The sequence below is a fragment of the uncultured Nocardioides sp. genome, assembly GCF_902805925.1.
Classification (GTDB): domain Bacteria; phylum Actinomycetota; class Actinomycetes; order Propionibacteriales; family Nocardioidaceae; genus Nocardioides.
In genome coordinates this window covers 1-25,686 of sequence record NZ_CADCUP010000153.1, presented here as the reverse complement: position 1 = coordinate 25,686, position 25,686 = coordinate 1, and the positions used below count along the sequence as shown (strand labels likewise).

Here is a 25,686-nt window from a genome sequence, read left to right as displayed (position 1 = left end):
TGTCGGGGGAGGAGGCGTAGATGCCCTGGCAGCCCCGCCCGAAGATGCACGTGTAGCTCGACGTCAGCCAGGTCAGGTCGCACCGGAAGACCTGGCTCGCGTCGGCCGGGTCGACGAACTCCACCCACGCGCGCGGGAAGACCGGGTCCACTTCAGGCACGTCCTCAACCTACTGTCGACTAGGTTGGTCCCCATGCGCCTGGGCGTTCTCGACATCGGCTCCAACACGGGGCACCTGCTCGTCGTCGACGCCCACCGCGGCGCCGCGCCCCTCCCGGCCTTCTCATACAAGGAGCCCCTCCGGCTGGCCGAGCACCTCGACGGGAGCGGTGCCGTGACCGTTGCGGGCATCGACGCCCTCACCTCCTTCACCGCCGGCGCGATGCAGGTCGCCGAGGACAAGGGCTGCGAGCAGATGCTGGCCTTCGCCACCTCCGCGGTCCGCGACTCCGCCAACGCCGACGACGTGCTGGCCCACGTCGCGCAGCGCACCGGCACGGCCATCGCGGTGCTCTCCGGCGAGGACGAGGCGCGCCTGACCTTCCTCGCCGTACGCCGCTGGTTCGGCTGGTCCGCGGGCCGGCTGGCGGTCTTCGACATCGGCGGCGGCTCGCTGGAGATCGCCGGGGGCACCGACGAGGAGCCCGACGTCGCGTGGTCGTTGCCGCTCGGCGCCGCGCGACTGGCGCGCCAGTGGTTCGGCGGCGCCACGCCCGACGACGAGGCCGTACGCCGCCTACGCCGGCAGATCCGTGCCGACATCGCCCGCGACGCCGGCCGCCTGCTTCGCCCCGGCACCCCCGACCGGGCGGCGGCGACGTCGAAGACGTTCCGCTCCCTGGCCCGCATCTGCGGCGCCGCACCCTCCGGGGAGGGGGCGCTGGTGCCGCGGTCGCTGCCCGCCGCGGCGCTCGCCGAGTGGCTGCCGAAGCTGCTGGCGCTGGCACCCAACGACCTCGCGGACCTGCCGGGCGTCTCGCCGAGCCGGGTGCACCAGATCGTGCCGGGGGCACTGGTCGCGGAGGCGGTCATGGACATCTTCGACCTGGCCGAGCTCGAGATCTGTCCGTGGGCGCTGCGCGAGGGCGTGATCCTCGAGCGCCTCGACCGGATCCGGGTCCCGTGAGCGTCACGATCGGCCTGTCCACCGCCTCGGTCTATCCCGAGTCGACCGCGCACGCCTTCGGCTACGCCGCCTCCCTGGGGTACGACGCGGTCGAGGTGATGGTCGGCATGGACGCCCTCTCCCAGCAGACCACGGCGGTCGCCGAGCTCGCCGACCACCACGGGCTCCCGGTGAGCGCGGTCCACGCGCCGTGCCTGCTCTTCACCCAGCGGGTCTGGGGCACCGAGCCCTGGGGCAAGCTCGAGCGGTCGGCCGAGATGGCGGCCGGGCTCGGCGCCCCCGTCGTCGTGGTTCACCCGCCGTTCCGCTGGCAGAAGGACTACGCGGCGGGATTCGTCGACGGCATCGCCGCCCTGGAGGAGTCGACGGGCATCGCGTTCGCGGTGGAGAACATGTACCCCTGGCGCGCGTCGTCACGGCGTCGCGTCGCGAAGGGGATGGAGATGTACGTGCCCGGCTGGGACCCCTCGGAGGAGTCGTACGCGCACCTGACCCTCGACCTCTCCCACGCCGCGATCGCCGGCTCCGACGTCGTGGCGATGGCCGACCGGATGGGCCCGAGGCTGCGGCACGTCCACCTCACCGACGGCTCGGGGTCCGCCAAGGACGAGCACCTCGTGCCGGGCCGCGGCACCACCGGCGCGGCCGCGCTCCTGCGCCACCTGGCCGCCGCCGGCTTCGACGGCGACATCGTCCTGGAGATCAACACGCGGCGCTGCACCACGCAGGCCGAGCGCGAGGCCGACCTGCGCGAGTCGCTGGAGTTCGCCCGGGCCCACTTCGGCGTCCCCGCCCGCTGAGCATGGCGACGACCCGCCGAGGCCGGCGTCCCGGGGCGTCGGACACCCGCGCCTTGATCCTCGCCGCCGCCCGGGCGTCCTTCGCCGCCAAGGGCTTCGGCGGTACGACGATCCGCGGCGTCGCGGGCGCGGCCGGCGTCGACGCGGCACTGGTGCACCACTACTTCGGCAGCAAGGACGACCTGTTCATGGCCTCCCTCGACATCCCCGTCGACCCGCGGAGCCTGCTGGCGCCGATGGTGGCCGAGGGGCCGGAGGGCGCGGCCGAGCGCTTCCTCGGCGTCTTCCTCTCCGTGTGGGACGACCCGGAGGTACAGCCGTCGCTGCTCGCCGTGGCGCGGGCGGTGATGGACCCCGCCTCGCAACGGCTGCTCAGCGACGGGTTCCTGCCGGTCGTCATCCTCCCCGTCGGCCAGGCGCTCGGCATCGACCGGCCCGAGCACCGGATGCCGCTGGTGGCCAGCCAGGTCGTCGGCCTGATCCTGCTGCGCTACGTGCTGCGGGTGGAGCCGCTGGCGTCGATGGAGAGCGACCGGCTGGTCGCGACCTACGCCCCGACGATCCAGCGGTACCTCACCGGCGACCTGCCTTGAGGGCCGACCTCAGTCGACCTGCGGCACCCGCAGCTTCCAGCCGACCTTGATCTCGTCGGGGTCCTCGATGCGGCGGTTGGCGGCCACGACGTGCGCCACGGTGGCCTGGGTGAACGGGCGCAGGTCGCGGGTGATCGAGGTCAGGGTGTCGCCGCGCGAGACGCGGTAGAGCAGCCAGCCGCGCAGGCCCGGGAAGACGATGAGCGGCACCTCGACGAGGTCGAAGCCCGGCGAGGGGCCCTCGTCGGGCAGCCCCGGGTTGTCGCCGAACGCCTGCAGCGTGACGGTCGTGCCGTCCCGCGGCGGGGAGGCCATCTCGAGGGTGGTGCTGAACTCGCCCATCCCGGCCATCCCGCCGGCCGACTGCGCCGAGCCGGTGGCGAGCTCGCGGCCGTGCTCGTCGAGCACGCGCAGCCCGATCGTGCCCTCGAAGCCGGCGCCCACGCCGGAGACGACGAACGACCGCCCGACGAGCTGGTTCTTCACGGGGTGGTGGACCTTGACCTGCGTGACGATCGGCATGCGCACAGGATGCTCCGTCGCGGCAGGCCTTGCCAGACCCCCTGTCGCGGGAGCACAATTCATCACATGATGAATAACACCATCGAGGTACGCGACCTCCTCGTCGTCCGGGGCGGTCGCGACGTGCTCCCCGGCATCTCCCTGGACGTCGCCACCGGCGTCACGGGCCTGCTCGGGCCCAGCGGCTGCGGGAAGTCGACGCTGCTCCGCTCCATCGTCGGCGTCCAGCAGGTGCGCGGCGGCACCGTGACCGTGCTGGGCGCCCCGGCGGGCGACCGCTCGCTGCGCGACCGCATCGGCTACGTCACCCAGGCCGCCAGCGTGTACGACGACCTCACGGTCGCCGAGAACCTCCGCTTCTTCGCCCGGGTGCTGGGTGTCGGCACCGGAGGCATCGACTCCGTGATCGCGGCCGTCGACCTCGACAGCCACCGGCACCGGCCGGTCGGCCGGCTCAGCGGGGGGCAGCGCTCGCGCGCCAGCCTCGCCGTCGCGCTGCTCGGCGACCCCGACGTGCTGGTGCTCGACGAGCCGACGGTGGGCCTGGACCCGGTGCTGCGCCGCGACCTGTGGGCGCTGTTCCACCGCCTCGCCGACGCAGGCACGGCCGTGCTGGTCTCCAGCCACGTCATGGACGAGGCCGACCGCTGCGACCGGCTGCTGCTGATGCGCGAGGGCCGGGTGCTGGCCGACGGCACGCCCGAGGAGATCCGGCTGCGGTCCGGGTCCGCGGACATCGAGACGGCGTTCCTGCGGATCGTCGAGGCCGCGGCATGAGCCCCCGCGTCGCGCTGGCCGTCGCCGGTCGCGTGCTCACCCAGGTCCGCCGCGACCACCGCACGCTGGCGATGCTGGTGGTCCTGCCGACCCTCCTCATGGTGCTGCTGTGGTGGATGTTCGCCGACGCCCCGGGGGGCGCGTTCGACCGGATCGGGCCCGGTCTGCTCGCGCTCTTCCCGTTCGTCGTGATGTTCCTGGTCACCAGCGTCACGACGCTGCGCGAGCGCTCCAGCGGCACCCTCGAGCGGCTGCTCGCCATGCCGATGGGCCGCCTGGACTTCCTCGTCGGGTACGCCGTCGCGTTCGGCCTGGTCGCCGCCGTGCAGTCCGCCCTCGCGGTCGGCGTCAGCGTCGGCCTGCTGGGCCTCGACGTGGCAGGACCGGTCTGGCTGCTCACGGTGGTGGCCGTGGCCGATGCGGTCCTCGGCTCGGCGCTCGGCCTCTTCGTCAGCGCCTTCGCGCAGACCGAGTTCCAGGCCGTGCAGTTCATGCCGGCCGTGGTGGTGCCGCAGATCCTGCTGTGCGGGCTCTTCCTGCCCCGCGAGCTGCTGCCCGACGTGCTGGGCGCGGTCAGCGACCTGCTGCCCCTGTCGTACGCCGTCGACGCCATGCAGCACCTCGTCGCCAGCGCTGCCACCGGGGACGTCTGGCGCGACCTCGCGGTGGTGGCGGGGTTCGCGGCGACCGGTCTGGGCCTCGGCGCTGTGACGCTGCGACGACGCACCGCGTAATCTGTGTGGCATGTCCCTGCTCCGTCAGCCCATCCTCCTGCTGTCCCGGTCCACGAGGGTCAAGCAGCTCATCTCCACCATGCCGGTCTCCGCGGGCATCGTGGCGAGCTACGTCCCCGGCGAGTCCACCGAGTCGGCGGTCGCGGCGACGCGGGCGCTGGTCGACGACGGGCTCGAGGTCACCCTCGACTTCCTCGGTGAGGACACCACCGACGCCGAGCAGGCCGACGCCACGGTCGCCGCCTACCGGGAGCTCCTCGAGCAGCTGGGGTCGCTCGGGCTGGCGCGCAGGGCCGAGGTGAGCGTCAAGCTGTCGGCCGTCGGCCAGTTCCTCCCCGAGAACGGCCACAAGGTGGCGCTGGAGAACGCCCGGGCCATCTGCCGTGCGGCCCGCAACGCCGGCACCACGGTGACCCTGGACATGGAGGACCACACGACCACCGACTCCACGCTGCAGATCCTGCGGGAGCTCCGCAAGGACTTCCCGGAGACCGGGGCCGTCCTCCAGTCCGCGCTGTTCCGCACCGAGGCCGACTGCCGGGCCCTGGCCCACGAGGGGTCGCGGGTGCGGCTGTGCAAGGGTGCCTACCTCGAGCCCGAGGACGTGGCCTTCCAGTCCGGCGCCGAGATCGACAAGTCCTACGTGCGCTGCCTCAAGGTGCTGCTCGCCGGCGACGGCTACCCGATGATCGCCACCCACGACCCGCGGATGGTGCAGATCGCCTCCAGCCTCGCCAGCCGCTACGGCCGCGCCCAGGGCACCTACGAGTTCCAGATGCTCTACGGCATCCGCACCGACGAGCAGAAGCGCCTGGCCGCGAGCGGCGAGACGATGCGCGTCTACCTGCCCTACGGCACCCAGTGGTACGGCTACCTGATGCGCCGGCTCGCCGAGAAGCCGCAGAACCTGTCCATGTTCGTGCGCTCCCTCGTCTCGCAGAAGTAGCTCCCGCCACAATGGCGTCATGACCCAGACCGCCATCCTCGGCGCCGGAGTGATGGGGGAGACCCTGCTCTCCGGGCTCGTCCGCGCCGGCCGCCGTGTCGACCGCCTCCTGGTCGGCGAGAAGCGACCCGACCGTGCCCGCGAGCTCGAGGAGCGGTACGGCGTGGCCGTCGTGAGCAACCTCGAGGCCGCCCGCCGGGCCGGGACCCTCGCCCTGGTCGTCAAGCCCCAGGACATGGGCGACCTGCTGGGCGAGATCGCCGGCGAGCTGCGCCCCGGCCAGCTGGTCGTCTCGCTGGCGGCCGGCATCACCACCGCCTACATCGAGTCCCGCGTGCCCGAGGGCGTCGCCGTCGTGCGCGTCATGCCCAACACCCCGGCGCTCGTCGACGAGGGGATGGCCGCCATCTCGCCCGGCTCGCACTGCGACGACGCGCACCTCGTCGAGGCGGAGTCGCTGATGGGGTCCTGCGGCAAGGTGCTGCGCGTGCCCGAGAAGCAGATGGACGCGGTGACCGCCATCTCGGGCTCCGGTCCGGCGTACGTCTTCTACGTCGTGGAGTCGATGATCGAGGCCGGCGTGCACCTCGGCCTCCCGCGCGCCACGGCCACCGAGCTGGTCGTGCAGACGCTGGTCGGCTCGGCGGTCATGCTCCGTGAGACCGGCACGCACCCCACCGTGCTGCGCGAGCAGGTCACCTCGCCGGCAGGCACCACGGCGGCGGCCCTGCGCGAGCTGGAGGTGCACAGGGTCCGGGCGGCCTTCCTGGCCGCCATGGAGGCCGCGCGCGACCGGTCGCGCGAGCTCGCCGAGGGCTCCTAGCCCGCGAAGGGGTCGGGCAGCAGGCCCGGCTGGGCGGCGAGGATCTCCCGCGCCCGCTCGCGGTGCTTGTGCTCGACGAGCACCTCGTAGCGCGTGGCGACCACGGCCTTGACCGAGGAGAAGTCGCGCCGGCCCCGCGTGGCGGCGAAGCCGGCGATCGCCCAGAGCGCGCCGAAGAGCAGGCCGGCGAGGGCGGTGGAGATCAGCATGGCCAGGATGTTGCCCTCGACGAAGAGCGCGAAGAGCAGGCCGACGAAACCGCCCAGCCACAGGCCCGACAGGGCGCCGAGCGTGGCGACACGGCCATAGGTCAGCCGCCCGGTGATGCGCTCGACCTGCTTGAGCTCGGTGCCGACGATCAGGCAGTTCTCGACCGGGAACCCCTCGTCGGAGAGGTGGTCGACCGCCTTCTGCGCCTCGGCGTACGTCGCGTAGACGGCCAGCGACTGGGGGAACTCCAGCCGCAGGAGGGACGGGTTCACCTGGGGAGTGCTCATGCCCCCAGTCTGGCACCGCGGGGCCAGCGCAGGGCCAGACTGCCTCCATGCAGGTCCTGCGCACCCGCGCCGACCGGTTGGCCGGACCTCGTCGACTGGGCCCGCCGTCGTGCGCCGAGGCATGGACCGCGACGGCGACGACGGGCAGCGACGTCTGAACATGTTCAACCAAGCCCCATGGCATCGCCGGCGGCCGCGAGCACCGGCTCCGTCACCTCCCGGCACCGCTGCTCACCGGCGGCGAGGACGGCCCGGACGTGCTGGGGGTCGGCGGCCAGCCCGGCGTAGGACTCCTGCAGCGGCTCGAGCACGGCGACCACGGCATCGGTCACGGCCGCCTTGAGGGCGGCGTACGTCGTGATGCCCTCCGCGCTGCCGCCGCAGGCGGTGAGGATCTCGAGGAGGTTGGTGACGCCGGGCTTCGCGTCGCGGTCGGGGCGCACGGCGTCGGCGCCCACGTCGGAGTCGGTCACCGCCCGCGACACCTTGCGGCGGACGACGTCGGGCGGATCGAGGAGGAACACCGTGCCGGACTCGTCGCCGTGGCTCTTCCCCATCTTGGCCGCGGGGTCCGACAGCGACATCACCCGGGCACCGGCCTCCGGGGCGGTCGTCTCGGGCACCGTGAAGACCTGGCCGTACGTCGCGTTGAACCGCAGCGCCAGGTCGCGCGTGAGCTCGAGGTGCTGGCGCTGGTCGTCGCCCACCGGCACCTGCTCGGGCCGGTAGAGCAGGATGTCGGCGGCCATCAGCACCGGGTAGGTGTAGAGCGAGGCCCGCGTCGACGCGACGCCGCGTCCCTTCTCCTTGAACGCGATCATCCGGTTCAGCTCACCGGTGTGCGCCGTGCACTCCAGCAGGTACGCCAGCCGGGTGTGGGCCGGAACCCGGCTCTGGACGAACAGCGTCGAGCGGTCGAGCCCGACCGCCAGCATCAGCGTCGCGACCTCGTCGGTGAGCGCGCGCAGGGTCGCGGGGCAGTGGCGCACCGTCAGGGCGTGCAGGTCGGCGACCCGTAGAACGCCTGGTCCGGCGCGTCGCCCTGGCGCCGCGCCATCGGGCGCAGCGCGCCGAGGAGGTTGCCGAGGGTGAGGTGGCCCGTGGGCTTGAGGAGCGAGAGGGTCGTCATGGTGGTCTCCTGGGGTGGGGCGCCCGCGGTGACCTGGCCGGAGATGACGACAGGCCGCCCGTGGGGCGGCCTGTCCGATGGGTGTGCTCGAAGGGTGGTCCGCCTCAGGCGGTCCACCACTGGCATGTCGAGGTGCTCGGCATGTGGGCATTCAACCAGGCCCGGCGCCACGGAGTAACCTCTCGCCATGGTGGATTGTCAGGGGCCGGCGTCCGTGGTCTTCGACAAGGCCCTCACCGCGTACGATTTCGGGCCCACCCACCCCATGTCGCCGCTGCGCGTCGACCTGACGATGCGGCTGGCCGAGGACCTCGGCGTGCTCGACCACCTCGAGGTCGTGCCGGCGCCGGTGGCCGACGACGACCTCGTCGCCACGGTCCACACCCGCGGCCTGATCGATGCCGTCACCCGGTGCGGCAGCACGCCGTGGGCCGACGACCTCGAGCACGGGCTCGGCACCGACGACGACCCGGTCTTCGGTGGCATGCACGTCGCCGCCGCGCACGTCGTCGGCGCCACGGTGGAGGCCTGCCGCCAGGTGTGGAGCGGCGAGTCGCTCCACAGCGCCAACATCGCCGGCGGGCTGCACCACGCCATGGCGGACAAGGCGAGCGGCTTCTGCATCTACAACGACGTCGCCGTCGGCATCCGGTGGCTCCTCGACCAGGGCGTGGAGCGGGTCGCCTACGTCGACGTCGACGTCCACCACGGCGACGGCGTGGAGTCGATCTTCTACGACGACCCGCGGGTGCTGACCATCTCCCTCCACGAGACCGGGCAGATGCTCTTCCCCGGCACCGGGTTCCCGCACGACACCGGCGGTCCGGGCGCCGAGGGCACGGCCGTCAACGTCGCCCTGCCGCCGGGCACGGCCGACGGTGGCTGGCTGCGGGCCTTCCACGCCGTCGTACCCCCGTTGCTGCGGGAGTTCGCGCCCCAGGTGCTCGTCACCCAGCACGGCTGCGACTCCCACATGGAGGACCCCCTCGCGCACCTGATGCTCAGCGTCGACGGCCAGCGGGCGGCGTACCTCGCCCTGCACGAGCTGGCCCACGAGGTCTGCGAGGGGCGCTGGGTCGCCACGGGCGGCGGCGGGTACGCCGTCGTGGAGGTCGTGCCGCGCGCCTGGACCCACCTGCTCGCCATCGTCAGCGGCCGCCCGCTGCCGCCCGAGACGCCGACGCCGGCGCGCTGGCGCGAGTACGTCGACACCATGACCGGGCGGACCCCGCCGCACCGGCTCACCGACGGCCGCGATCCCGCCTGGCGCGACTGGGGCGAGGGCTACGACCCCGAGACCTGGCTGGACCGCGCCGTCAACGCGACCCGCACCGCGGTCTTCCCGCTGCACGGCCTCGACCCGCTGCCGTGAAGCACCGCAGGGTCGGCCCATGGCACAAATGGGTCATTTGCAACGCGACACGCCGAGTCGGCACGAGTTTCTTCAGCCCCACGCTTCCCCGGAGTCACAGCAGGCCCTAGTCTCACGAGAGCGCCACGTTTGTGACACCGGCGGGGAAGCCGGTGCCGTGCCGCGAGCGAGGATCGGTGCTCCATGGCTGCAGCGGACAAGTCGGGCGTGAAGTTCCTGACGATCGCCGAGGTCGCTTCGATGATGCGGGTGTCGAAGATGACCGTCTACCGTCTCGTGCACAACGGGGAGCTCCCCGCCGTGCGCGTGGGACGCTCCTTCCGGGTGACCGAGGAAGACGTCGACGAGTACCTCCGCAAGAGCTTCTTCAACGCCGGCTGACCCACCGGATTCTGTGCCACGACCCACGGCGCGTACGCTGTGCCGGTCGGTCCGGCCTCCTGCCCGACCGCCACACTCTTTGTACTGAAAGGTCTGACCCGTGGGTTCTGTCATCAAGAAGCGGCGCAAGCGCATGGCCAAGAAGAAGCACCGCAAGCTGCTGAAGAAGACGCGCGTGCAGCGTCGCAAGCTCGGCAAGTAGGTCCCTCCCGGTCATGGGGCGGGTCGTTCTGGTCACGGGAGTCTCCCGCGACATCGGGCGCCGCTTCGCGCGGACGGCCGCGGCGGACCCGTCCATCGACCGTGTCATCGGCGTGGACGTCGTCCCGCCGCGCGGTGACATCGGCGGCGTGTCGTTCGTGCGCGCCGACATCCGCAACCCCGTCATCTCCAAGGTCATCGCCAAGGAGGACGTCGACACCGTCGTCCACATGAGCGTGATCGCGACGCCCGGCTCGGCCGGCGGGCGCAACACGATGAAGGAGCTCAACGTCATCGGGACGATGCAGCTCCTGGCCGCCTGCCAGGCTGCGCCCGGCGTGCGCCGCCTGGTGGTGAAGTCGACGACCACCGTCTACGGCGCGAGCAGCCGCGACCCGGCGATGTTCACCGAGGACATGGGGCCCAAGAGGCTGCCGCGCTCGGGCTACGCCAAGGACGTCAACGAGGTCGAGGGGTACGTCCGCGGGTTCGCCCGCCGCCGCCCCGACGTCGCCGTGGTCATGCTGCGTGCGGCCAACGTGATCGGCCCCCACGTCGTCAGTCCGATCACCTCCTACTTCCGGCTGCCGGTCGTGCCGACCGTGCTGGGCTTCGACCCGCGCCTGCAGTTCCTGCACGAGGACGACCTGCTGGCCGTGCTCCGCCACGCCGCCACGACCGAGATCAGCGGCACCTTCAACGTCGCCGGCGACGGCGTCCTGATGCTGTCCCAGGCCCTGCGCCGCTTGGAGAGGACGAGTGTCCCCCTGCCCGGGTTCGCCGTCGGCCGCACCGGCAGCGTGCTGCGCTCGGCCCGGCTCGCCGACTTCTCGCCCGAGCAGATCGGCTTCCTCACCTTCGGCCGCGGGGTCGACACCACGCGGATGCGCACCGATCTCGACTTCCACCCGCGCTTCACGACCGCGGGCGCCTTCGAGGACTTCGCCGCCTCGCTCGGCGTCACCCCGCGCGTCCGAGGAGGTGGAGTGCATGCCTGACTCGCGACCCGGTCCCGAGCCGGCGAACGAGCCCGAGCAGGGAGCCGACGTCATCCCGATCGGCACCTCCGGGCGACCGGGGCGCGGCTCCGGGCGCGCGCGGCCGTCCGAGTCGGCGCGCAACCTCGCCGGCCCGCGCCGTACGCCGCGCAGCAAGCCGCCCGCCTCCCCGGGACCGCCGCCCGCCGACGCCCCGGTCGAGCCCGTGGAGACGCCCGTCGAGCCTTCCCCGGAGCCCCCGGCAGCGACCAGCTCCACCTCCGCGGCCGACCGCGACCCGACGGCGGGCATCCCGGCCGGCGACTGGCTGGACGCCTTCAAGCAGGCGGCGATGGAGCTCTTCGACGACGACTGGGAGCGGCGGCTCGCAGAGTTCCTGGCCTTTTTGCGGCGCCGGCTGGAGGGCGGCTACGCCGTCGACGAGTACGGCTTCGACCAGGAGATGACCGAGCGCTTCTTCCTCGCCGCCCTGCGACCGATCGCGGAGAAGTGGTTCCGCATCGAGGTGCGTGGCGTGGAGAACATCCCGGCCGAGGGGGGCGCCCTCATCGTCTCCAACCACTCCGGCACGGTGCCGGTCGACGGGCTGATGACCATGGCGGTCGTGCACGACCGCACGGGCAGGTTCCTGCGCCCGCTGGCCGCCGACCTCATCTTCCGGCTCCCGGCGGTGAGCAGCCTCGCCCGCCGGAGCGGCGCGACGCTGGCGTGCAGCGAGGACGCCGAGCGGATGCTGCGCGGCGGAGAGCTGGTCGGGGTGTGGCCCGAGGGGTTCAAGGGCATCGGCAAGCCGTTCTCCGAGCGCTACAAGCTGCAGCGCTTCGGCCGGGGCGGGTTCGTCTCGGCCGCCCTGCGCACCGGCGTGCCCATCGTTCCGCTGTCGGTCGTGGGCGCCGAGGAGATCTACCCCCTCGTGGGCAACCTGCCCTCGCTGGCGCGGCTGCTGGGGGTGCCCTACATCCCCATCACGCCGCTCTTCCCGTGGCTGGGCCCGCTGGGCCTGGTGCCGCTGCCGTCCAAGTGGTTGGTCGAGTTCGGCGAGCCCATCCGCACGGACGCCTACGACCCCGCCGAGGCGGAGGACCCCATGCTGGTCTTCAACGTCACCGACCAGGTGCGGGAGACCATCCAGCAGACGTTGTACGCCCTGCTCCGAGAGCGCGGACCGGTCTTCGGCTGACCGGACCCGGGCGGTCAGTCGCCGCCCACCCCGCCGAGCGGGCTCTCCACGAGCCCACCGGTGCCGTCGACGAGGTCCTCCACCCCGTCGACCACCCCGTCGACGACACCGCCGACAGTGTCGGTGGTGGAGCCGTCGGTGGTGGAGCCGGACGGGCCGGTGATCGTTGCGGTGGCGCCGGTCGTGCCGACGTCGGTGCCGATCGTCGTCCTCTCGTCGACGTCCGTGGCCGGGACCTCGACGGTGGGCGGGCCGACGGGCGGCTCCGGCGCCCTGGTGCGGTCGTCGCGGCCGGGACCGCGGGGGTCCCGGGGGTCCGCTGTCTCGGTCCTGTCACCGGTGCCAGGGCCGGTGTCGCGCCCGGACCCGTCGCCCTCGGACCTGTCGCGCTCGGGTCGGTCACGGTCGGACCCGTCGCGGTCGCCCCCGACCCCACCGGTCCGGCCCTCGGCGCCGGGGAGGTCGGTGCCCGGCAGGACCACCGGCACCGTGACCGCCGCGGAGGTGCCCGCGGCGAGCACGCTCGGGATCTCGGCGATCCCCGCGCCGCCGCAGGAGGGGCACGTGGCGGCGGCCTGCTCGTCCAGGGCCGCCAGGGTGCCGGCCGCCTCGAGCAGCCCCTCGCGGGCCCCGTCGGGCAGGGTCGCCTCGAGGCGGGTGAGCGTCGTCAGGCTGTCGCCGGTGAAGTGGCGCAGCCGGGTGATCGAGGACGCCCGGCCGGTGCTGCGGTGGTCGCCGAGGAGCAGCTCGCCGGCCTCGCCCGCCTGCTCGGCGAAGGCGGTGATCGTGCCCGGCAGCGCCGCGACGTCGGCGGGGGAGCCGTCGCGCGTCAGGGCGTCGACCTCCTCGAGGCGGTGGGTGGCGGACTCCAGCAGCCGGGTGGCGCGGGTGACGTCGTCGGTGGTGGCGTCGGTCCGGACGTCCTCGATGGCCCGCTTGACCGGGTAGAGCGCCTCGCCCGGCAGCGCGCCCTGCGCGGCGACCTCGACCGAGGCGACGGCACCCAGCAGCGCTGCGCCACCGAGCACGGTCGCCAGCCGGCGCTCACGGCGGCGTACGGCGGGTTCGGCGGGCGCGAGGCGGAGCCGCTCCTCGGTGGCGGTGCCGATCGGCACGAGCGCGGTCTCGGCCTCGGTCATCAGCCGCTCGCGGAGGTCGGCGACGAACTCCGGGCGCGGGCTGGGCGGGGTCACGGCGCGCATCCCGGCGACCACCTCGAGCATCGGGCCGATGGCCGCGGCGTCCCGGGGCGACAGCGCGGACGGGTCGAGCCGGCCTTCCGCGGTGCGCTCGAACGCCTCGGCGCGCCGGCGCGCGGCGAGGAGACCGGCAGGACGGATCCCTGTCATCGTCACCGTCCTCGCTGCTGGTCCCGGCTCCCGGCCACGTTGCGGGGGAGCACCGTCGACCGGTGCAACGACGCGCGACCGAGCGAGGTCACGCACGAACCAGCGGGGGCGGACATCGCGCGCGTCACGGCCTCACCCCCTCCGGCAGCCGCTTCGCCAGGTTGCGCACGCCGCGCAGCTGGAGCTGTTTCACGGCCCCGTCGCTGCGGCGCAGGACGGAGGCGGTCTCTGAGATCGAGAGTCCCTGGAGGAAGCGCATCACGAGGCAGTCGCGTTGTTCGTCGGGCAGCTCCTCGAGCGCCCGGAGCAGCACGTCGCGGGTGAGCCTGGCGAGCACCTCGGCCTCAGGGCCCTCAGTGGCGTCGTCGTGGGCCGACATGTCGTCGGTGGTCATCTCCAGGCGGGTGCGCCCGGCCCTGGCGTGATCGATGGCGAGGTTGCGCGCGATGGTCATCAGCCAGGCGCCGAAGTCCTTGCCCTGCCAGCGGAAGCCGCTCATGCTCCGCAGCGCCCGGACGAAGGTGTCCGAGGCAAGGTCCTCGGCCAGCGTGGCCGAGCGGGTGCGGTAGTAGAGGAACCGGTAGACCGAGGGGTGGTAGTGGTCGAACAGGAGGCCGAACGCCTCCCGGTCACCGGCGCGGGCGAGCTCCACGAGGGCGATCAGCCGGGTTCGCTCGGCCTGCGACACCTCCGCGGAGGCGGCCCGGTCGGCGTCGCCGAGGCCCGGTCCGCGCCCGGGCGGCCCGTGGTGCCCGGCCGTGCCGGGTCCCGGCGCTGCCGATGCCTCGGTGTGCAGGACGCGCGCTCCGAGGACGCCGAGAGGCCCGAGAGGTGCGGCCACGGGAGTGCACAGGGCCGCCTGGACGGCAACGCGCAGGGCGTCGAGACCGCGCTCCACGTCGTGCTCGCCCAGCATCGCTCGTCCTCCCCGAGAGGCCGTCCCCAAGACCGCTCAAGAGTAGGCGCGGAGCCGCGTGCTGTGAAGCCGTCCACGCCGATCCCGCCGGTCAGGGGTCGCGTCGCCCCCGCACGGCCAGCCCGGCGGCGAGAGCGCCGCTGGCCGCCCCGGCGAGCGCCGCGGCCACCAGGGCCGCACGGGCCGCCTTCCGGCCGGTGCGATAGTCGCGGATCCGCCACCCGTGCTCACGGGCGTGCGCACGCAGCGCGGCGTCGGGGTTGATCGCCACCGGGTCACCCACCAGCGCGAGCATGGGCAGGTCGTTGGAGGAGTCGGAGTACGCCGAGCAGCGGGAGAGGTCGAGCCGCTCGCGCTGCGCCAGCGCGGCGACGGCCGCAGCCTTGGCCGGGCCGTGCAGCATCTCCCCGACGAGGCGACCGGTGTAGACGCCGTCCTCGTGCTCGGCGACGGTGCCCAGGGCCCCGGTGAGGCCCAGGCGCCGGGCGATGATCTGCGCGATCTCGATGGGCGCCGCGGTCACCAGCCACACGCGCCGGCCCTCGTCGAGATGCAGCTGGGCGAGGGCTCGGGTGCCGGGCCAGATCCGGTGCGCCATGACCTCGTCGAAGATCTCCTCACCCAGCTCCTCGAGCTCGGTGACGGTGTGGCCGGCGATGAAGTCGAGCGCCGAGCTGCGGGTCTGCGCCACGTGGTCGGGGTCCTCGACGCCGACCACGCGGAAGTACGTCTGCTTCCAGGCGGCCCCGAGGATCTCGCGGGTCGTGAAGAACTCGCGGCGGTGCAGCCCGCGTGCGAGGTGGAAGATGCTCGCGCCCTGCATGACGGTGTTGTCGACGTCGAAGAAGGCCGCGCGGGCCGGGTCGGTGGGGTGGTGCAGGGCCGTCTCGACCTCGGCCGCGGCAGCCGCCGCCTCGCCCGCCAGCGTCGAGCGGCGCTGCAGGTCGCGCGCTCGCCGGGGCTTCGCGGGCGGGGTCACGCAGGACACCCTAGAGCCACTCGACGGCCTCGGCGCGTGTGGAAGTATCGGTGCATGGCGCGCATCACGGACGTCAGCGAGCTGGTGCGGATCGCTGCCGACGACAGTCCCGAGCGGCTGGCCGTCGTGGAGGCCGGCGGTCGCTCCCTCACGTGGGTCGCGCTCGAGGACGAGGTGGCCCGGGTGGCCACCGGCCTCGGTCACCTCGGGGCCCTGGCCGGGCACCGGGTGATGCTGGTCCTGGGCAACCGCCTGGAGTTCGTGACCTCCTACCTCGGCGTGCTGCGCGCCCAGGCGGTCGCCGTGCCCGTCAACCCGGAGTCGACCGCCGACGAGCTCGAGCGGATGCTCGGCGACTGCGGTGCCCGGCTGGTCCTCGCCGAGCCCGGCACGGCCGCGACCGTGCGCGAGGCCGCCCGACGGCTGGCCTCGCCGCCGCGCGTGGTGCTGGTCGGCGACGCCGGCGACGGCGAGACGTCGTACGCCGAGCTCGTCAGCGCCGCTCCGCGGCCGGTGCCGCCGCTGCGTGACCCCGACAAGCTGGCCGCGCTCCTCTACACCAGCGGCACCTCCGGCCTGCCGCGGGGCGCGATGCTGAGCCACCGTGCCCTGCTCGCCAACATCGAGCAGGTGGCCGGGGTCGAGCCGCCGATGATCTCCGGCGACGACGTGGTGCTCGGGGTGCTGCCCCTCTTCCACGTCTACGGGCTCAACGCGGTGCTCGGCGGCGTGCTCCGGCACCGGGCCAAGCTCCTGCTCGCCGAGCGCTTCGACCCGCAGGGCACCCTGGAGATCATCGAGGACGAGGCCTGCTCGGTCGTGCCCGTCGCGCCCGCCGTCTTCGCCCACTGGCTGCCCGTCGAGCACCTCGCCGAGCGGCTGGGCCCGGTGCGGCTCCTGCTCTCGGGCTCCGCGCCGCTCTCGCCCGAGGTCGTCGAGCAGTTCGTCGCCGTCTCCGGCGTCGACGTCCACCAGGGCTACGGGCTCACCGAGGCCGCGCCGGTCGTGACCAGCACCCTGTGCAGCGAGGTCGTCCAGCCCGGGTCGGTCGGCACGGCGCTGCCCGGCATCGAGGTCAGGCTGGTCGACGACCGGGGCGGCGTTCCCGGCGGGGAGGACCCCGGCGAGATCTCGATCCGTGGCGACAACCTGTTCAGCGGCTACTGGCCCGACGGTGCCGGCGGCCCCGACGCCGACGGCTGGTGGGCCACCGGCGACGTGGGGTTCCTCGACCCCTCCGGCGACCTCTTCCTGGTCGACCGCCTCAAGGAGCTGGTGATCGTCTCGGGCTTCAACGTCTACCCCTCCGAGGTGGAGGACGTCATCCGCGAGGTGCCGGGCGTCGCCGACGCGGCCGTGATCGGCGCCCCCGACGAGGTGACGGGCGAGTCGGTCGTCGCCTACGTCGTGCCCGCCGGACGGGCCGACGGCGTTCAGGACGCCGTGCGGTCCCACGTCGGCACCCGCCTGGCCCGCTTCAAGCAGCCCGCGCGGATCGAGGTCGTCGAGGAGCTGCCCCTGACCGTCACCGGCAAGGTGCAGAAGGGCCGGTTGCGGGGGATCGAGCGTCGCCGGGCGCTCGGCCTGCTCGAATGACCGGCTCGGGGCCCACGCGGGTCACCCTGTACGGCCGCCGCGGCTGCCACCTGTGCGACCAGGCCCGCGTGGTGGTGGAGACGGTCTGCGCCGAGCTGGGGGAGCGGTACGCCGAGGTCGACGTCGACACCGACCCGACCCTGCAGGACCGCTTCGGCGAGGAGGTCCCGGTGACGTTCGTCGACGGCCGCCAGCACGACTTCTGGCGGGTCGACCCGGTGCGGCTGCGTGCCGCGCTGACCGCCGTCGAGGGCCCCTAGCACCTCCGCTCCGCGGGCGTGCGGGTGGGTCTTCTCACACGACCGCGGTACGAGTTTGTTCTCGCGTTCACAAACTTCTAGAGTGAAGTCGCCGACCGACCTGCAACGGGCTTGCACCACCGACATCGCGCCCGGGATCGGCCCGGCTGGAAAGAAGCTGTGGTGAGCGCACGCACCTCCTCCGACCCGGCTCGGGACATCCCCGAGGCGACGGTCGCCCGCCTGCCGGTCTATCTCCGCGCGCTGACCACCCTGGTCGACGCCGGCACCTCGACGTGCTCGAGTGAGGAGCTGGCCCAGGCGGCGGGCGTCAACAGCGCCAAGCTGCGCAAGGACCTCTCCTACCTCGGCTCCTACGGCACCCGCGGCGTCGGGTACGACGTGGAGTACCTCCGCTACCAGATCGCCCGCGAGATCGGGGTGACCCAGGACTGGCCCGTGGTGATCGTCGGCATCGGCAACCTCGGCCACGCCCTCGCGAACTACTCCGGCTTCCGCAGCCGGGGCTTCCGGGTCGTGGCCCTGCTCGACGCCGACCCCCGCCGCCACCAGGAGGCCGTGGCCGGCGTGGTGGTCCGCCCCTTCGCCGACCTCGAGCGGATCGTCGAGGAGCAGGACGTGGCCATCGGCGTGATCGCCACCCCCGCGGTGGCGTCGCAGGACGTCGCGGACCGGATGGTCGCGGCCGGCATCACCAGCATCCTGAACTTCGCACCGAGCGTCCTGGCGGTGCCCGACGGGGTCGACGTGCGCAAGGTCGACCTCTCCATCGAGCTGCAGATCCTCGCCTACCACGAGCAGCGCAAGTCCTCGGCCGCAGAGGTGATCGCATGAGCGTCCTGGTCGTGGGCATCTCCCACAAGACCGCCCCCGTCTCCCTGCTCGAGCGGCTGGCGCTGGACGCCGACGGCGCCCGCAAGCTCGCCCTCGACGCCGCCGCGGCCGACCACGTCACCGAGGCCGCCGTCATCGCGACGTGCAACCGGCTCGAGGTCTACGCCGAGGTCGACCGCTTCCACGGCAGCGTCGAGGAGGTGAGCCGGCTCTTCGTCGACCGTGCCGGCGAGCCGGCCGGGTCGCTGGTGCCGCACCTCTACGTCCACTACGACGACGGGGCCGTCTCCCACCTCTTCCACGTCACGTCCGGGCTCGACTCGATGGTGGTCGGCGAGGGCCAGATCCTGGGCCAGGCCCGCCAGGCGCTGCGCGCCGGGCAGGAGCTCGGCACGCTCGGCCCGGGCCTGAACCTGCTCTTCCAGCAGGCGCTGCGCGTGGGCAAGCGCGCCCACGCCGAGACCGACATCGACGGCGCGGCTCCGTCGCTGGTCACCGCCGCCCTCGACCACGCGACGACCGGTCGCGGCGGCGTCGCGGGCTCCGACGTCGTCGTCGTCGGCGCCGGGGCCATGGCATCGCTGGCCACCGCGACCGTGACCCGCCTGGGCGCTGCGGCGGTCACCGTCCTCAACCGCACCAGCGACCGGGCCGAGCGCCTGGCCGCCGAGTACGCCGCCCGGTCCCTGCCGCTGGAGTCGCTGCCCGAGGCGCTCGCCGGCGCCGACATGCTCATCACCTGCACCGGCGCCTCCGGCCTGCTGGTCACCCGCGAGATGGTGGAGTCCGCGCGGGGCCGCGACGGCCGTCCGCTCGAGATCGTCGACCTGGCGCTCCCGCACGACGTCGACCCCGGTGTCACCGACCTGCCCAGCGTGCACCTGACCGACCTCAGGACGCTCGCCGACCAGCTCCGCGACGTGCCCGCCGCCACGGACGTGGCCGGTGTGCGCGCCATCGTGGCCCAGGAGGTCTCGGCCTTCCTCCTGGCGCGCCGCCAGTCCAGCGTGACGCCGACCGTGGTGGCCCTGCGGTCGATGGCCACCGGCGTCGTGGAGTCGGAGATGGCGCGCCTCGACGCGCGCCGGCCCGACCTCGACGCGGCCGTCCGCGCCGAGGTGCTGCACACCCTCCGCAGGGTGGCCGACAAGCTGCTGCACCAGCCGACCGTGCGGGTCAAGGAGCTGGCCGACGAGGCCGGCGCCGTGTCGTACGCCGCCGCGCTGGCCGAGCTGTTCTCCCTTCACCCCGACGCCGTCGAGGCGGTCACCCGAGCCGACGTCACCCGCGTCGAGGTGGAGCCGTGAGCGCCCCGCTGCGCCTGGGCACCCGCGCGTCCACGCTGGCCACCACGCAGTCGGGCCACGTCGCCGAGCTGATCCGCGAGCGCACCGGCCTCGAGGTCGAGCTCGTGCCGGTCAGCACCGAGGGCGACCGCAACCGCGGCCCGCTGGCCCAGATCGGCGGCACCGGCGTCTTCGTCACCGCGCTGCGCGACGCCCTGCTGTCGGGCCGCGTCGACCTGGCGGTGCACTCGCTCAAGGACCTGCCGACCACGCCCAGCGACGGCATCGCCCTGGCCGCCGTACCCGTTCGCGAGGACCCCCGCGACGTGGTGGTGGCCCGCGACGGCCTGACCCTGGGCGAGCTGCCGCAGGGCGCCCGCGTGGGCACCGGCAGCCCCCGCCGGACGGCGCAGCTGCGGGCCCTCGGGTACGGCCTCGACGTCGTCGCGATCCGGGGCAACGTCGACACCCGGCTGCGCAAGGTGGCCGAGGGCCAGTACGACGCCGTGGTGCTGGCCCGGGCCGGCCTGGCCCGCCTCGGTCGCCTCGACGAGGTCACCGAGGCGCTCGACCCGCTCCAGATGCTGCCCGCCCCCGGACAGGGTGCGCTGGCCGTGGAGTGCCGCGCCGACGCCGCCGAATTGGTGGAAGCGCTCGCCACGTTGGACGATCACGGTACGAGGGTCGCCGTCGGGGCCGAGCGGGCCGTGCTGACGACACTCGAGGCAGGGTGCTCCGCACCGCTGGGAGCGCTGGCCGAGGTCGTCGAGGGCGACGACGGTGACGAGCTGTGGATCCGGGCGGTCGCCCTGTCCCACGACGGCGGGCTGTCGGTGCGGATGAGCGCGACCGGTGCGCCCGACGACGCCGTCGGCGTCGGGTCCCGGCTGGCGAGCGAGATGCTCGCCGACGGGGCAGCAGACCTGATGGCACCAGACGTGACGGCACGGCAGTGAAGGCCCGAAGCGATGCACGGTGAAGCGATGGACAGTGAGGAAGCAGCAGGCATGACTCGAGCCAAGACCACCGCACCCGCCCAGGCCGGCCGGGCCGGCCCGGTCGCCACCCGCGGCTGGGTGTCCTTCGTCGGCAGCGGTCCGGGCGACCCCGGCCTGCTGACGGTCCGCGCCGTCGAGCTCCTCCGTGAGGCCGAGGTCGTGGTGACCGAGGCGCCCGAGCACGAGCAGCTGGTGCGCACCCTGCTGGGCCTGCCGCTCGCGGCAGAGTCCGACGGCGAGACCGACGTCGTCACGCCGGCCGGGCCCGAGTTCGTCGACGGCGGCTTCGGCGACGACGGCCAGCCGCTCACCCACGCCAACCGCTCCAAGGTCGTGGTCAAGCACGGCAAGAGGTCGCGCGTGGTGCGCCTGATGACCGGCGATCCCTTCCTGTACGCCTCGGGCCCCGAGGAGGCGCAGGCCTGCGTCAAGGCCGGCATCGGCTTCGAGATCGTCCCGGGCGTCTCCTCCGTCGGCGCCGTCCCGGCCTACGCCGGCATCCCGCTGACCACCAAGACCAACCGCGAGGTCGCCGTCGTCACCTGTGGCGGCCCGGTCGACTGGAGCCAGTACGCCGACGACCGCACCCTGGTGCTGCTCTCGGGCGTCGGCTGTGTCGGCGAGACCGCCTCCGCCCTGGTGCAGGCCGGTCGCTCCCCGCAGACCCCGGTGGCCGTCACCCGTGTCGGCACCACCACTGAGCAGCACACCCTGGTGTCCACGCTCGAGAACGTCGCCGCCGACGTGCGCGCCGCCCGGATCGCCCCGCCCGCGATCATCGTGGTCGGCGACGTCGTCGACCTGCGCTCCACGCTGTCGTGGTTCGAGACCAAGCCGCTCTTCGGCTGGCGGGTCCTGGTGCCTCGCACGAAGGAGCAGGCCGGCACCGTCTCCAGCCGCCTGCGCGGCTACGGCGCGGTGCCCGAGGAGGTGCCGACCATCTCGGTCGAGCCGCCCCGCAACCCGCTGCAGATGGACAAGGCCGTCCGCGGCCTCGTCGAGGGCCGCTACGAGTGGATCGCCTTCACCTCGGTCAACGCCGTCAGGGCCGTGCGCGAGAAGTTCGAGGAGTACGGCCTCGACGCCCGCGCCTTCTCCGGCCTCAAGATCGCCGCCGTCGGCGACAAGACCGCCGAGGCCATCGCCGCCTGGGGGCTGCGCGCCGACCTGGTGCCCGCCGGCGAGCAGTCCGCAGCCGGCCTGCTGGCCGAGTGGCCCGAGTACGACGACCTGCTAGACCCCATCAACCGGGTCTTCCTGCCGCGCGCCGACATCGCCACCGAGACGCTGGTCGCCGGCCTGGTCGACCTCGGCTGGGAGTGCGACGACGTCACCGCCTACCGCACCGTGCGGGCCACCCCGCCGCCGGCGCCGACGCGCGACGCGATCAAGACGGGCAGGTTCGACGCCGTCGTCTTCACCTCCTCGAGCACGGTGCGCAACCTCGTCGGCATCGCCGGCAAGCCGCACCCCTCGACGATCATCGCGGTCATCGGCCCGGCCACGGCCAAGACGGCCGAGGAGCACGGCCTGCGGGTCGACGTGCTGGCACCTCGGCCCGACGTGCACGAGCTGGTCGACGCCCTGGCCGACTTCGGGGCCGCGCGTCGCCTCTCGATGCTCGACGCCGGACAGCCGGTCACCAAGCCGTCCGAGCGCAAGCCGTCGGGCCGCCGGAAGGTCAGCTCGAAGTAGTGGCCACGCCCGGGGGAGCGCCCGAGGTCGAGCCGGACACGTCCGGCCCGGTCGTCCGGCCGCGCCGGTTGCGCCGTACGCCGTCGCTGCGGAGGCTCGTCGCCGAGACGTCGCTGGAGGCGCGCCAGCTGGTGCTGCCGGTGTTCGTGCGCGAGGGGCTCGACGAGCCGCGCCCGATCGGCACGATGCCGGGCGTCGTGCAGCACTCCCGCAGCTCGCTGCTGAGGGCCTGCGCCGAGGCGGCCGAGCTCGGCCTGGGCGGGGTGATGCTCTTCGGCATCCCCGACCGCAAGGACGCCACGGGCTCGGGCGCCATCGATCCCACCGGGGTGCTGAACCTCGCCATCACCGACGTCGTCGCCGAGGTGGGTGACGGGCTGACGGTGATGAGCGACCTGTGCCTCGACGAGTTCACCGACCACGGGCACTGCGGGCTGCTCACCAACGACGGCCAGGTCGACAACGACCGCACCCTCAAGGCGTACGCCCAGATGGCGATCGCCCAGGCGAGTGCGGGCGTCGACATGGTCGGGCCCAGCGGCATGATGGACGGCCAGGTGAAGGTGGTGCGCTCGGCGCTCGACAGCGTGGAGCACAGCGAGGTCTCGATCCTCGCCTACTCCGCGAAGTACGCCTCCGCCTTCTACGGCCCCTTCCGCGAGGCCGTCGACTCCAGCCTCGAGGGCGACCGGCGCACCTACCAGCAGGACCCCGCCAACGCCGTCGAGGGCGTGCGCGAGGCGCAGCTCGACGTGGCGCAGGGCGCCGACATCGTGATGGTGAAGCCGGCGCTGGCCTACCTCGACGTCGTACGCCGGGTGCGCGATGCCGTCGACGTGCCGGTCGCCGCCTACAACATCTCCGGCGAGTACGCCATGGTCGAGGCGGCCGCCGCGAACGGGTGGATCGACCGGCAGGCCGCCATCCTGGAGACGCTCACCTCGATCCGGCGCGCGGGTGCCGACGTGGTGCTGACCTACTGGGCGGCCGAGGCCGCCCGCCTCCTCACCCGCTGAGGGAGCCCGTCCGTGGCCCTGGTCGCCCCGGCGACCCCCGCCGGACGGTGGATGGGACTGGCCCCCCGGAGCGAGGAACGAGCGTAGGGGTGGTTGCCGTCCGGCGGGGGTTGCCGGGCGCCCGGAGCAACGCCGGGACGCACCACCCCACTCAGGGGTCGAGCAGGCGGTCGATGCAGGCGGTGAGCGCGGGCACGTCCGTGACCGGGATGCCCGAGGCGGTGCACCGGGCCTGCGCCTCGGCGTAGGTGAGCACCGGGCCCACCGACGGCACGGTGAGGGTCGGCGGGTCGGTGGGCATGACCCTCGGGGGATCGCTGGGCGCCGTGGTGGGCGGGTCGCCGGGGACCTCGGTCGGCGGGGTGGGGTCCTTCGCCGGCGGTGCGCTCGGCGGCATCGGTGGCGCGGTGGGCGGGGTGTCCCGGTCACCCCGGTCGCGCCGGTCGTCGGTGTCGCGGGTGCGGCCGCGGTCCCGGTCGCCGCCGTCCCTGCCGGTGCGGCCGCCGTCCGTGCGACCGCGGCCGGCGCCGTCGGCCGGGAGCGTGGCTTCGGGCAGGAGCACCCCGGCGGCGGTGGTCGTCGTGTCGGGCACCGAGAGGTAGTCGCCGTCGAGGTAGGCGGTCATGATCGAGAGCACCAGGTCGACGTAGTCGTTGCTGTGGTTGTAGCGGTGGACCGCGGCGCGCTGGCCAGCCTCGCCGGAGAGGTCCTCGTCGCCGGAGCAGAGGTAGACCGCGCTCGCCAGGGCGGCGTCGTCGATGTCCTGCGGGTCGCGCTTGCCGTCGCTGTCGCCGTCGACGCCCACCACGGCCCAGGTCGAGGGGATGAACTGCATGGGGCCGACCGCCCGGTCGTAGGTGGAGTCCAGGTCGTACCGGCCGGCGTCGGTGTCGGTGATCTCCTGCGTCCTGCGGGTGCCGTCGAGCGGGACGCCGTAGATGCCCGGACGCGCCAGCCCGTCGTCGTCCAGGACGTTGCCGCCGAAGCGGCCGTGGTCGCTCTCGACCCGCCCGATCGCCGCGATCAGCTGCCAGGTCAGGTGGCAGCCCTCGTCGGCGGAGGCGATGACCGCCTCCGCGCGCTGGTACGCCACCAGCGCGGCTGCGGGGATGTCGCTGGGCGTGGCCGAGGACACCACAGCGCGGCTGCTGCCGGAGATGCCCGGGGCGACGACTCCCGACCTCGAGACGCTGGCCGGCGCCTCGACGGCCTCGGCGGGGAGGCTGGTGCCGTCGGGGAGCGTGCCGGTCCCACCGCCGGCCGAGGCGCTGCCGGGGCCGACCCCGGCCAGGTGGGCGGTCCAGGCCGCGGAGAGCAGGGCCAGCGGAACGATCACCGTGGCTCGCCGCAAGCGTCCCCCCGGTGCTGACATGCGCATGCTCCCAACCCCTGCGAAAGCGGGCTCTCGATCCTCCCCGGTCCATCGCGCCGCGTGCGGTGCGATGCTGATCACCACGACTGAGCCATTCGTGAGTCACGGCCCGGCGCCCCTCGACCGCCGGCCCGCCGCCCTGCTCACCTCGAATGTAGGCCGGGTCGGGCGGCGAGTCCACCCGTCGTCCCGCCGGGTTGGGTGCTACGAGACAATGGAGGCGTGACCCCGACACGCGCTCCGGCCTCGGCCGCCCTGTTCGACCGTGCGCGGGCGGTGACCCCGGGCGGGGTCAACTCGCCGGTGCGCGCGTTCAACGCCGTCGGCGGCACCCCGCGCTTCATGCGCTCGGCGAGCGGGGCGTGGCTGACCGACGTCGACGGGCGACGGTACGTCGACCTGATCTGCTCCTGGGGGCCCATGCTCCTCGGGCACGCGCACCCCGAGGTGCTGGCCGCCGTCAGCGCAGCCGTGGCCCGCGGCACGTCCTACGGCACCCCCACCGAGCCGGAGGTGGAGCTCGCCGAGGAGATCGTCGCGCGCACCCCCGTGGAGGCCGTGCGGTTCGTCTCCTCCGGCACCGAGGCCACGATGTCGGCGATCCGGCTGGCGCGCGGATTCACCGGGCGCGACGTGATCGTCAAGTTCGCCGGCTGCTACCACGGCCACGTCGACTCGCTCCTGGCCTCGGCCGGGTCGGGCGTCGCGACCCACCAGGAGTTCGCGGTGCCCGGGAGCCCCGGCGTACCCGCCTCCTCCACCGAGCTGACGATCGTGCTGCCCTACAACGACCGGGCGGCGCTCAAGACGGCGTTCGCCGAGCACGGCCCGCGCATCGCGGCGCTCGTCACCGAGGCGGCGCCCGGCAACATGGGCATCGTGCCGCCCGAGCCGGGCTTCAACGAGCTGCTCGCGCTCACCTGCCGCGAGGCGGGTGCGCTGTTCGTCTCCGACGAGGTGATGACCGGCTTCCGGGCCAGCCGCCACGGCGGCTGGGGCCTCGACGGCCGCGAGGAGGGCTGGGTCCCCGACCTGATGACCTTCGGCAAGGTGATGGGCGGCGGCTTCCCGGCGGCGGCCTTCGGCGGCCGTCGCGACGTGATGTCGCGGCTCTCCCCGGAGGGGCCCGTCTACCAGGCCGGCACGCTGTCGGGGAACCCGATCGCCACCACCGCGGGTCTCGCCACGCTGCGGCTCGCGACCGACGACGTCTACTCCCACATCGACGCCGTGGGCACCACGATCAAGCAGGCCGCCGGCGACGCCCTGAGCGCCGCGGGGGTGCCCCACGCCGTGCAGGCGGCGG

General features: G+C 73.7%; 28 protein-coding genes. 20 read left to right on the top strand and 8 right to left on the bottom strand.

Features of this window, described 5'->3' with window-relative positions; genetic code table 11:
* Positions 1 to 193 precede the first annotated feature (193 nt).
* The 3 genes from QZX64_RS11200 to QZX64_RS11190 are packed head-to-tail and all read left to right on the top strand — an operon-like array spanning position 194 to position 2,519.
* Complete coding sequence (locus QZX64_RS11200; RefSeq protein WP_295659704.1) at positions 194 to 1,126, top strand: Ppx/GppA phosphatase family protein; 933 nt, start codon at positions 194 to 196, stop codon at positions 1,124 to 1,126.
* Positions 1,123 to 1,926, top strand: a complete 804-nt coding sequence (locus tag QZX64_RS11195; protein ID WP_295659700.1) for a sugar phosphate isomerase/epimerase — start codon at positions 1,123 to 1,125, stop codon at positions 1,924 to 1,926. Before QZX64_RS11200 ends, QZX64_RS11195 begins: the two co-directional genes overlap by 4 nt.
* Before the next feature lie 53 nt (positions 1,927 to 1,979).
* The gene (locus QZX64_RS11190; RefSeq protein WP_295659699.1) at positions 1,980 to 2,519 is read left to right on the top strand and encodes a TetR family transcriptional regulator; all 540 of its coding nucleotides are present in this window, start codon (positions 1,980 to 1,982) and stop codon (positions 2,517 to 2,519) included.
* 9 nt (positions 2,520 to 2,528) lie between these two features.
* Here QZX64_RS11190 and QZX64_RS11185 read toward each other — a convergent pair whose 3' ends face one another.
* A complete protein-coding gene (locus QZX64_RS11185; protein ID WP_295659696.1) occupies positions 2,529 to 3,041 on the bottom strand; it encodes a Gmad2 immunoglobulin-like domain-containing protein in 513 nt (170 codons plus the stop codon).
* A gap of 66 nt (positions 3,042 to 3,107) precedes the next feature.
* Here QZX64_RS11185 and QZX64_RS11180 point away from each other — a divergent pair, with 66 nt between their 5' ends.
* From QZX64_RS11180 to proC, 4 genes are read left to right on the top strand one after another with little or no spacing between them, the layout of a single operon-like run.
* On the top strand, positions 3,108 to 3,818 hold the full coding sequence (locus tag QZX64_RS11180; protein ID WP_295659694.1) for an ABC transporter ATP-binding protein: 711 nt from the start codon (positions 3,108 to 3,110) through the stop codon (positions 3,816 to 3,818).
* Positions 3,815 to 4,552 carry an ABC transporter permease gene (locus QZX64_RS11175; RefSeq protein WP_295659691.1) on the top strand — a complete coding sequence of 246 codons (738 nt, stop codon included), beginning with the start codon at positions 3,815 to 3,817 and terminating at the stop codon, positions 4,550 to 4,552. Before QZX64_RS11180 ends, QZX64_RS11175 begins: the two co-directional genes overlap by 4 nt.
* A 16-nt stretch (positions 4,553 to 4,568) precedes the next feature.
* Positions 4,569 to 5,498 (top strand): proline dehydrogenase family protein, encoded by a 930-nt coding sequence (locus QZX64_RS11170; RefSeq protein WP_366558543.1) that lies wholly within the window; start codon positions 4,569 to 4,571, stop codon positions 5,496 to 5,498.
* A 19-nt stretch (positions 5,499 to 5,517) separates the two neighbouring features.
* Entirely contained in the window at positions 5,518 to 6,321 is an 804-nt protein-coding gene (gene proC / locus QZX64_RS11165; RefSeq protein WP_295659685.1) for a pyrroline-5-carboxylate reductase, read from the top strand.
* On the opposite strand, the gene QZX64_RS11160 is transcribed toward proC, so the two are convergent.
* From QZX64_RS11160 to QZX64_RS11150, 3 genes are all read right to left on the bottom strand, one after another.
* Positions 6,318 to 6,818 (bottom strand): general stress protein, encoded by a 501-nt coding sequence (locus QZX64_RS11160; RefSeq protein ID WP_295659682.1) that lies wholly within the window; start codon positions 6,816 to 6,818, stop codon positions 6,318 to 6,320. The two genes, proC and QZX64_RS11160, sit on opposite strands and share 4 nt — an antisense overlap.
* A 164-nt stretch (positions 6,819 to 6,982) precedes the next feature.
* Positions 6,983 to 7,807 carry a tryptophan--tRNA ligase gene (trpS, locus tag QZX64_RS11155; protein ID WP_295659679.1) on the bottom strand — a complete coding sequence of 275 codons (825 nt, stop codon included), beginning with the start codon at positions 7,805 to 7,807 and terminating at the stop codon, positions 6,983 to 6,985.
* Between the two features lie 2 nt (positions 7,808 to 7,809).
* Entirely contained in the window at positions 7,810 to 7,947 is a 138-nt protein-coding gene (locus QZX64_RS11150) for a hypothetical protein (protein ID WP_295659676.1), read from the bottom strand.
* A 187-nt stretch (positions 7,948 to 8,134) separates the two neighbouring features.
* On the opposite strand from QZX64_RS11150, the gene QZX64_RS11145 reads away from it, so the two are divergent.
* The 5 genes from QZX64_RS11145 (at position 8,135) to QZX64_RS11125 (ending at position 12,079) form a co-directional block, all read left to right on the top strand.
* A complete protein-coding gene (locus tag QZX64_RS11145) occupies positions 8,135 to 9,319 on the top strand; it encodes an acetoin utilization protein AcuC (RefSeq protein WP_295659674.1) in 1,185 nt (394 codons plus the stop codon).
* A 183-nt stretch (positions 9,320 to 9,502) separates the two neighbouring features.
* On the top strand, positions 9,503 to 9,700 hold the full coding sequence (locus tag QZX64_RS11140; protein WP_295659672.1) for a helix-turn-helix domain-containing protein: 198 nt from the start codon (positions 9,503 to 9,505) through the stop codon (positions 9,698 to 9,700).
* A 100-nt stretch (positions 9,701 to 9,800) separates the two neighbouring features.
* Positions 9,801 to 9,902 carry a 30S ribosomal protein bS22 gene (locus QZX64_RS11135; RefSeq protein WP_008356322.1) on the top strand — a complete coding sequence of 34 codons (102 nt, stop codon included), beginning with the start codon at positions 9,801 to 9,803 and terminating at the stop codon, positions 9,900 to 9,902.
* 13 nt (positions 9,903 to 9,915) lie between these two features.
* The gene (locus tag QZX64_RS11130) at positions 9,916 to 10,899 is read left to right on the top strand and encodes an NAD-dependent epimerase/dehydratase family protein (protein WP_295659636.1); all 984 of its coding nucleotides are present in this window, start codon (positions 9,916 to 9,918) and stop codon (positions 10,897 to 10,899) included.
* Positions 10,892 to 12,079, top strand: a complete 1,188-nt coding sequence (locus QZX64_RS11125) for a lysophospholipid acyltransferase family protein (protein WP_295659632.1) — start codon at positions 10,892 to 10,894, stop codon at positions 12,077 to 12,079. Before QZX64_RS11130 ends, QZX64_RS11125 begins: the two co-directional genes overlap by 8 nt.
* Before the next feature lie 14 nt (positions 12,080 to 12,093).
* Here QZX64_RS11125 and QZX64_RS11120 read toward each other — a convergent pair whose 3' ends face one another.
* From QZX64_RS11120 to QZX64_RS11110, 3 genes are all read right to left on the bottom strand, one after another.
* Entirely contained in the window at positions 12,094 to 13,428 is a 1,335-nt protein-coding gene (locus QZX64_RS11120; RefSeq protein ID WP_295659628.1) for a DUF5667 domain-containing protein, read from the bottom strand.
* A gap of 124 nt (positions 13,429 to 13,552) precedes the next feature.
* Complete coding sequence (locus tag QZX64_RS11115) at positions 13,553 to 14,344, bottom strand: RNA polymerase sigma factor (RefSeq protein ID WP_295659625.1); 792 nt, start codon at positions 14,342 to 14,344, stop codon at positions 13,553 to 13,555.
* Positions 14,345 to 14,435: 91 nt separating this feature from the next.
* Positions 14,436 to 15,323 (bottom strand): HAD family phosphatase, encoded by an 888-nt coding sequence (locus QZX64_RS11110; RefSeq protein ID WP_295659622.1) that lies wholly within the window; start codon positions 15,321 to 15,323, stop codon positions 14,436 to 14,438.
* Positions 15,324 to 15,377: 54 nt separating this feature from the next.
* Between QZX64_RS11110 and QZX64_RS11105 the strand changes: the two genes are divergently transcribed.
* The 7 genes from QZX64_RS11105 to hemB all read left to right on the top strand — a co-directional run bounded on the left by QZX64_RS11105 (position 15,378) and on the right by hemB (position 23,008).
* Entirely contained in the window at positions 15,378 to 16,919 is a 1,542-nt protein-coding gene (locus tag QZX64_RS11105; RefSeq protein WP_295659619.1) for a class I adenylate-forming enzyme family protein, read from the top strand.
* A complete protein-coding gene (locus QZX64_RS11100) occupies positions 16,916 to 17,179 on the top strand; it encodes a glutaredoxin family protein (RefSeq protein ID WP_295659617.1) in 264 nt (87 codons plus the stop codon). Before QZX64_RS11105 ends, QZX64_RS11100 begins: the two co-directional genes overlap by 4 nt.
* Before the next feature lie 162 nt (positions 17,180 to 17,341).
* Positions 17,342 to 18,013: a redox-sensing transcriptional repressor Rex gene (locus tag QZX64_RS11095; RefSeq protein WP_295659614.1), complete on the top strand. Its 672-nt coding sequence runs from the start codon at positions 17,342 to 17,344 to the stop codon at positions 18,011 to 18,013.
* The gene (locus QZX64_RS11090; protein ID WP_295659612.1) at positions 18,010 to 19,320 is read left to right on the top strand and encodes a glutamyl-tRNA reductase; all 1,311 of its coding nucleotides are present in this window, start codon (positions 18,010 to 18,012) and stop codon (positions 19,318 to 19,320) included. The genes QZX64_RS11095 and QZX64_RS11090 overlap by 4 nt, the downstream gene beginning before the upstream one ends.
* Positions 19,317 to 20,255 (top strand): hydroxymethylbilane synthase, encoded by a 939-nt coding sequence (gene hemC, locus QZX64_RS11085; RefSeq protein ID WP_295659610.1) that lies wholly within the window; start codon positions 19,317 to 19,319, stop codon positions 20,253 to 20,255. Before QZX64_RS11090 ends, hemC begins: the two co-directional genes overlap by 4 nt.
* A 51-nt stretch (positions 20,256 to 20,306) precedes the next feature.
* Entirely contained in the window at positions 20,307 to 21,992 is a 1,686-nt protein-coding gene (locus QZX64_RS11080) for a uroporphyrinogen-III synthase (RefSeq protein WP_295659607.1), read from the top strand.
* Positions 21,992 to 23,008 carry a porphobilinogen synthase gene (gene hemB / locus QZX64_RS11075; RefSeq protein WP_295659605.1) on the top strand — a complete coding sequence of 339 codons (1,017 nt, stop codon included), beginning with the start codon at positions 21,992 to 21,994 and terminating at the stop codon, positions 23,006 to 23,008. Before QZX64_RS11080 ends, hemB begins: the two co-directional genes overlap by 1 nt.
* Positions 23,009 to 23,159: 151 nt before the next feature.
* Here the strand turns inward: hemB and QZX64_RS11070 are convergent, their stop codons facing one another.
* Entirely contained in the window at positions 23,160 to 24,344 is a 1,185-nt protein-coding gene (locus QZX64_RS11070; RefSeq protein ID WP_295659603.1) for a lytic transglycosylase domain-containing protein, read from the bottom strand.
* Positions 24,345 to 24,602: 258 nt separating this feature from the next.
* Here QZX64_RS11070 and QZX64_RS11065 point away from each other — a divergent pair.
* The coding region (locus QZX64_RS11065) for a glutamate-1-semialdehyde 2,1-aminomutase (RefSeq protein WP_295659600.1) at positions 24,603 to 25,686 on the top strand (1,084 nt) is incomplete at its 3' end.

Excerpts from the sequence above, each read along its gene's own strand:
- QZX64_RS11200 (WP_295659704.1), top strand. The coding sequence starts at position 194 with ATGCGCCTGGGCGTTCTCGACATCGGCTCCAACACGGGGCACCTGCTC.
- QZX64_RS11185 (WP_295659696.1), bottom strand. The coding sequence starts at position 3,041 with ATGCCGATCGTCACGCAGGTCAAGGTCCACCACCCCGTGAAGAACCAG.
- QZX64_RS11180 (WP_295659694.1), top strand. The coding sequence starts at position 3,108 with ATGATGAATAACACCATCGAGGTACGCGACCTCCTCGTCGTCCGGGGC.
- QZX64_RS11175 (WP_295659691.1), top strand. The coding sequence starts at position 3,815 with ATGAGCCCCCGCGTCGCGCTGGCCGTCGCCGGTCGCGTGCTCACCCAG.
- proC (WP_295659685.1), top strand. The coding sequence starts at position 5,518 with ATGACCCAGACCGCCATCCTCGGCGCCGGAGTGATGGGGGAGACCCTG.
- QZX64_RS11160 (WP_295659682.1), bottom strand. The coding sequence starts at position 6,818 with ATGAGCACTCCCCAGGTGAACCCGTCCCTCCTGCGGCTGGAGTTCCCC.
- QZX64_RS11150 (WP_295659676.1), bottom strand. The coding sequence starts at position 7,947 with ATGACGACCCTCTCGCTCCTCAAGCCCACGGGCCACCTCACCCTCGGC.
- QZX64_RS11145 (WP_295659674.1), top strand. The coding sequence starts at position 8,135 with ATGGTGGATTGTCAGGGGCCGGCGTCCGTGGTCTTCGACAAGGCCCTC.
- QZX64_RS11140 (WP_295659672.1), top strand. The coding sequence starts at position 9,503 with ATGGCTGCAGCGGACAAGTCGGGCGTGAAGTTCCTGACGATCGCCGAG.
- QZX64_RS11130 (WP_295659636.1), top strand. The coding sequence starts at position 9,916 with ATGGGGCGGGTCGTTCTGGTCACGGGAGTCTCCCGCGACATCGGGCGC.
- QZX64_RS11125 (WP_295659632.1), top strand. The coding sequence starts at position 10,892 with ATGCCTGACTCGCGACCCGGTCCCGAGCCGGCGAACGAGCCCGAGCAG.
- QZX64_RS11120 (WP_295659628.1), bottom strand. The coding sequence starts at position 13,428 with ATGACAGGGATCCGTCCTGCCGGTCTCCTCGCCGCGCGCCGGCGCGCC.
- QZX64_RS11115 (WP_295659625.1), bottom strand. The coding sequence starts at position 14,344 with ATGCTGGGCGAGCACGACGTGGAGCGCGGTCTCGACGCCCTGCGCGTT.
- QZX64_RS11105 (WP_295659619.1), top strand. The coding sequence starts at position 15,378 with ATGGCGCGCATCACGGACGTCAGCGAGCTGGTGCGGATCGCTGCCGAC.
- QZX64_RS11100 (WP_295659617.1), top strand. The coding sequence starts at position 16,916 with ATGACCGGCTCGGGGCCCACGCGGGTCACCCTGTACGGCCGCCGCGGC.
- QZX64_RS11090 (WP_295659612.1), top strand. The coding sequence starts at position 18,010 with ATGAGCGTCCTGGTCGTGGGCATCTCCCACAAGACCGCCCCCGTCTCC.
- QZX64_RS11080 (WP_295659607.1), top strand. The coding sequence starts at position 20,307 with ATGACTCGAGCCAAGACCACCGCACCCGCCCAGGCCGGCCGGGCCGGC.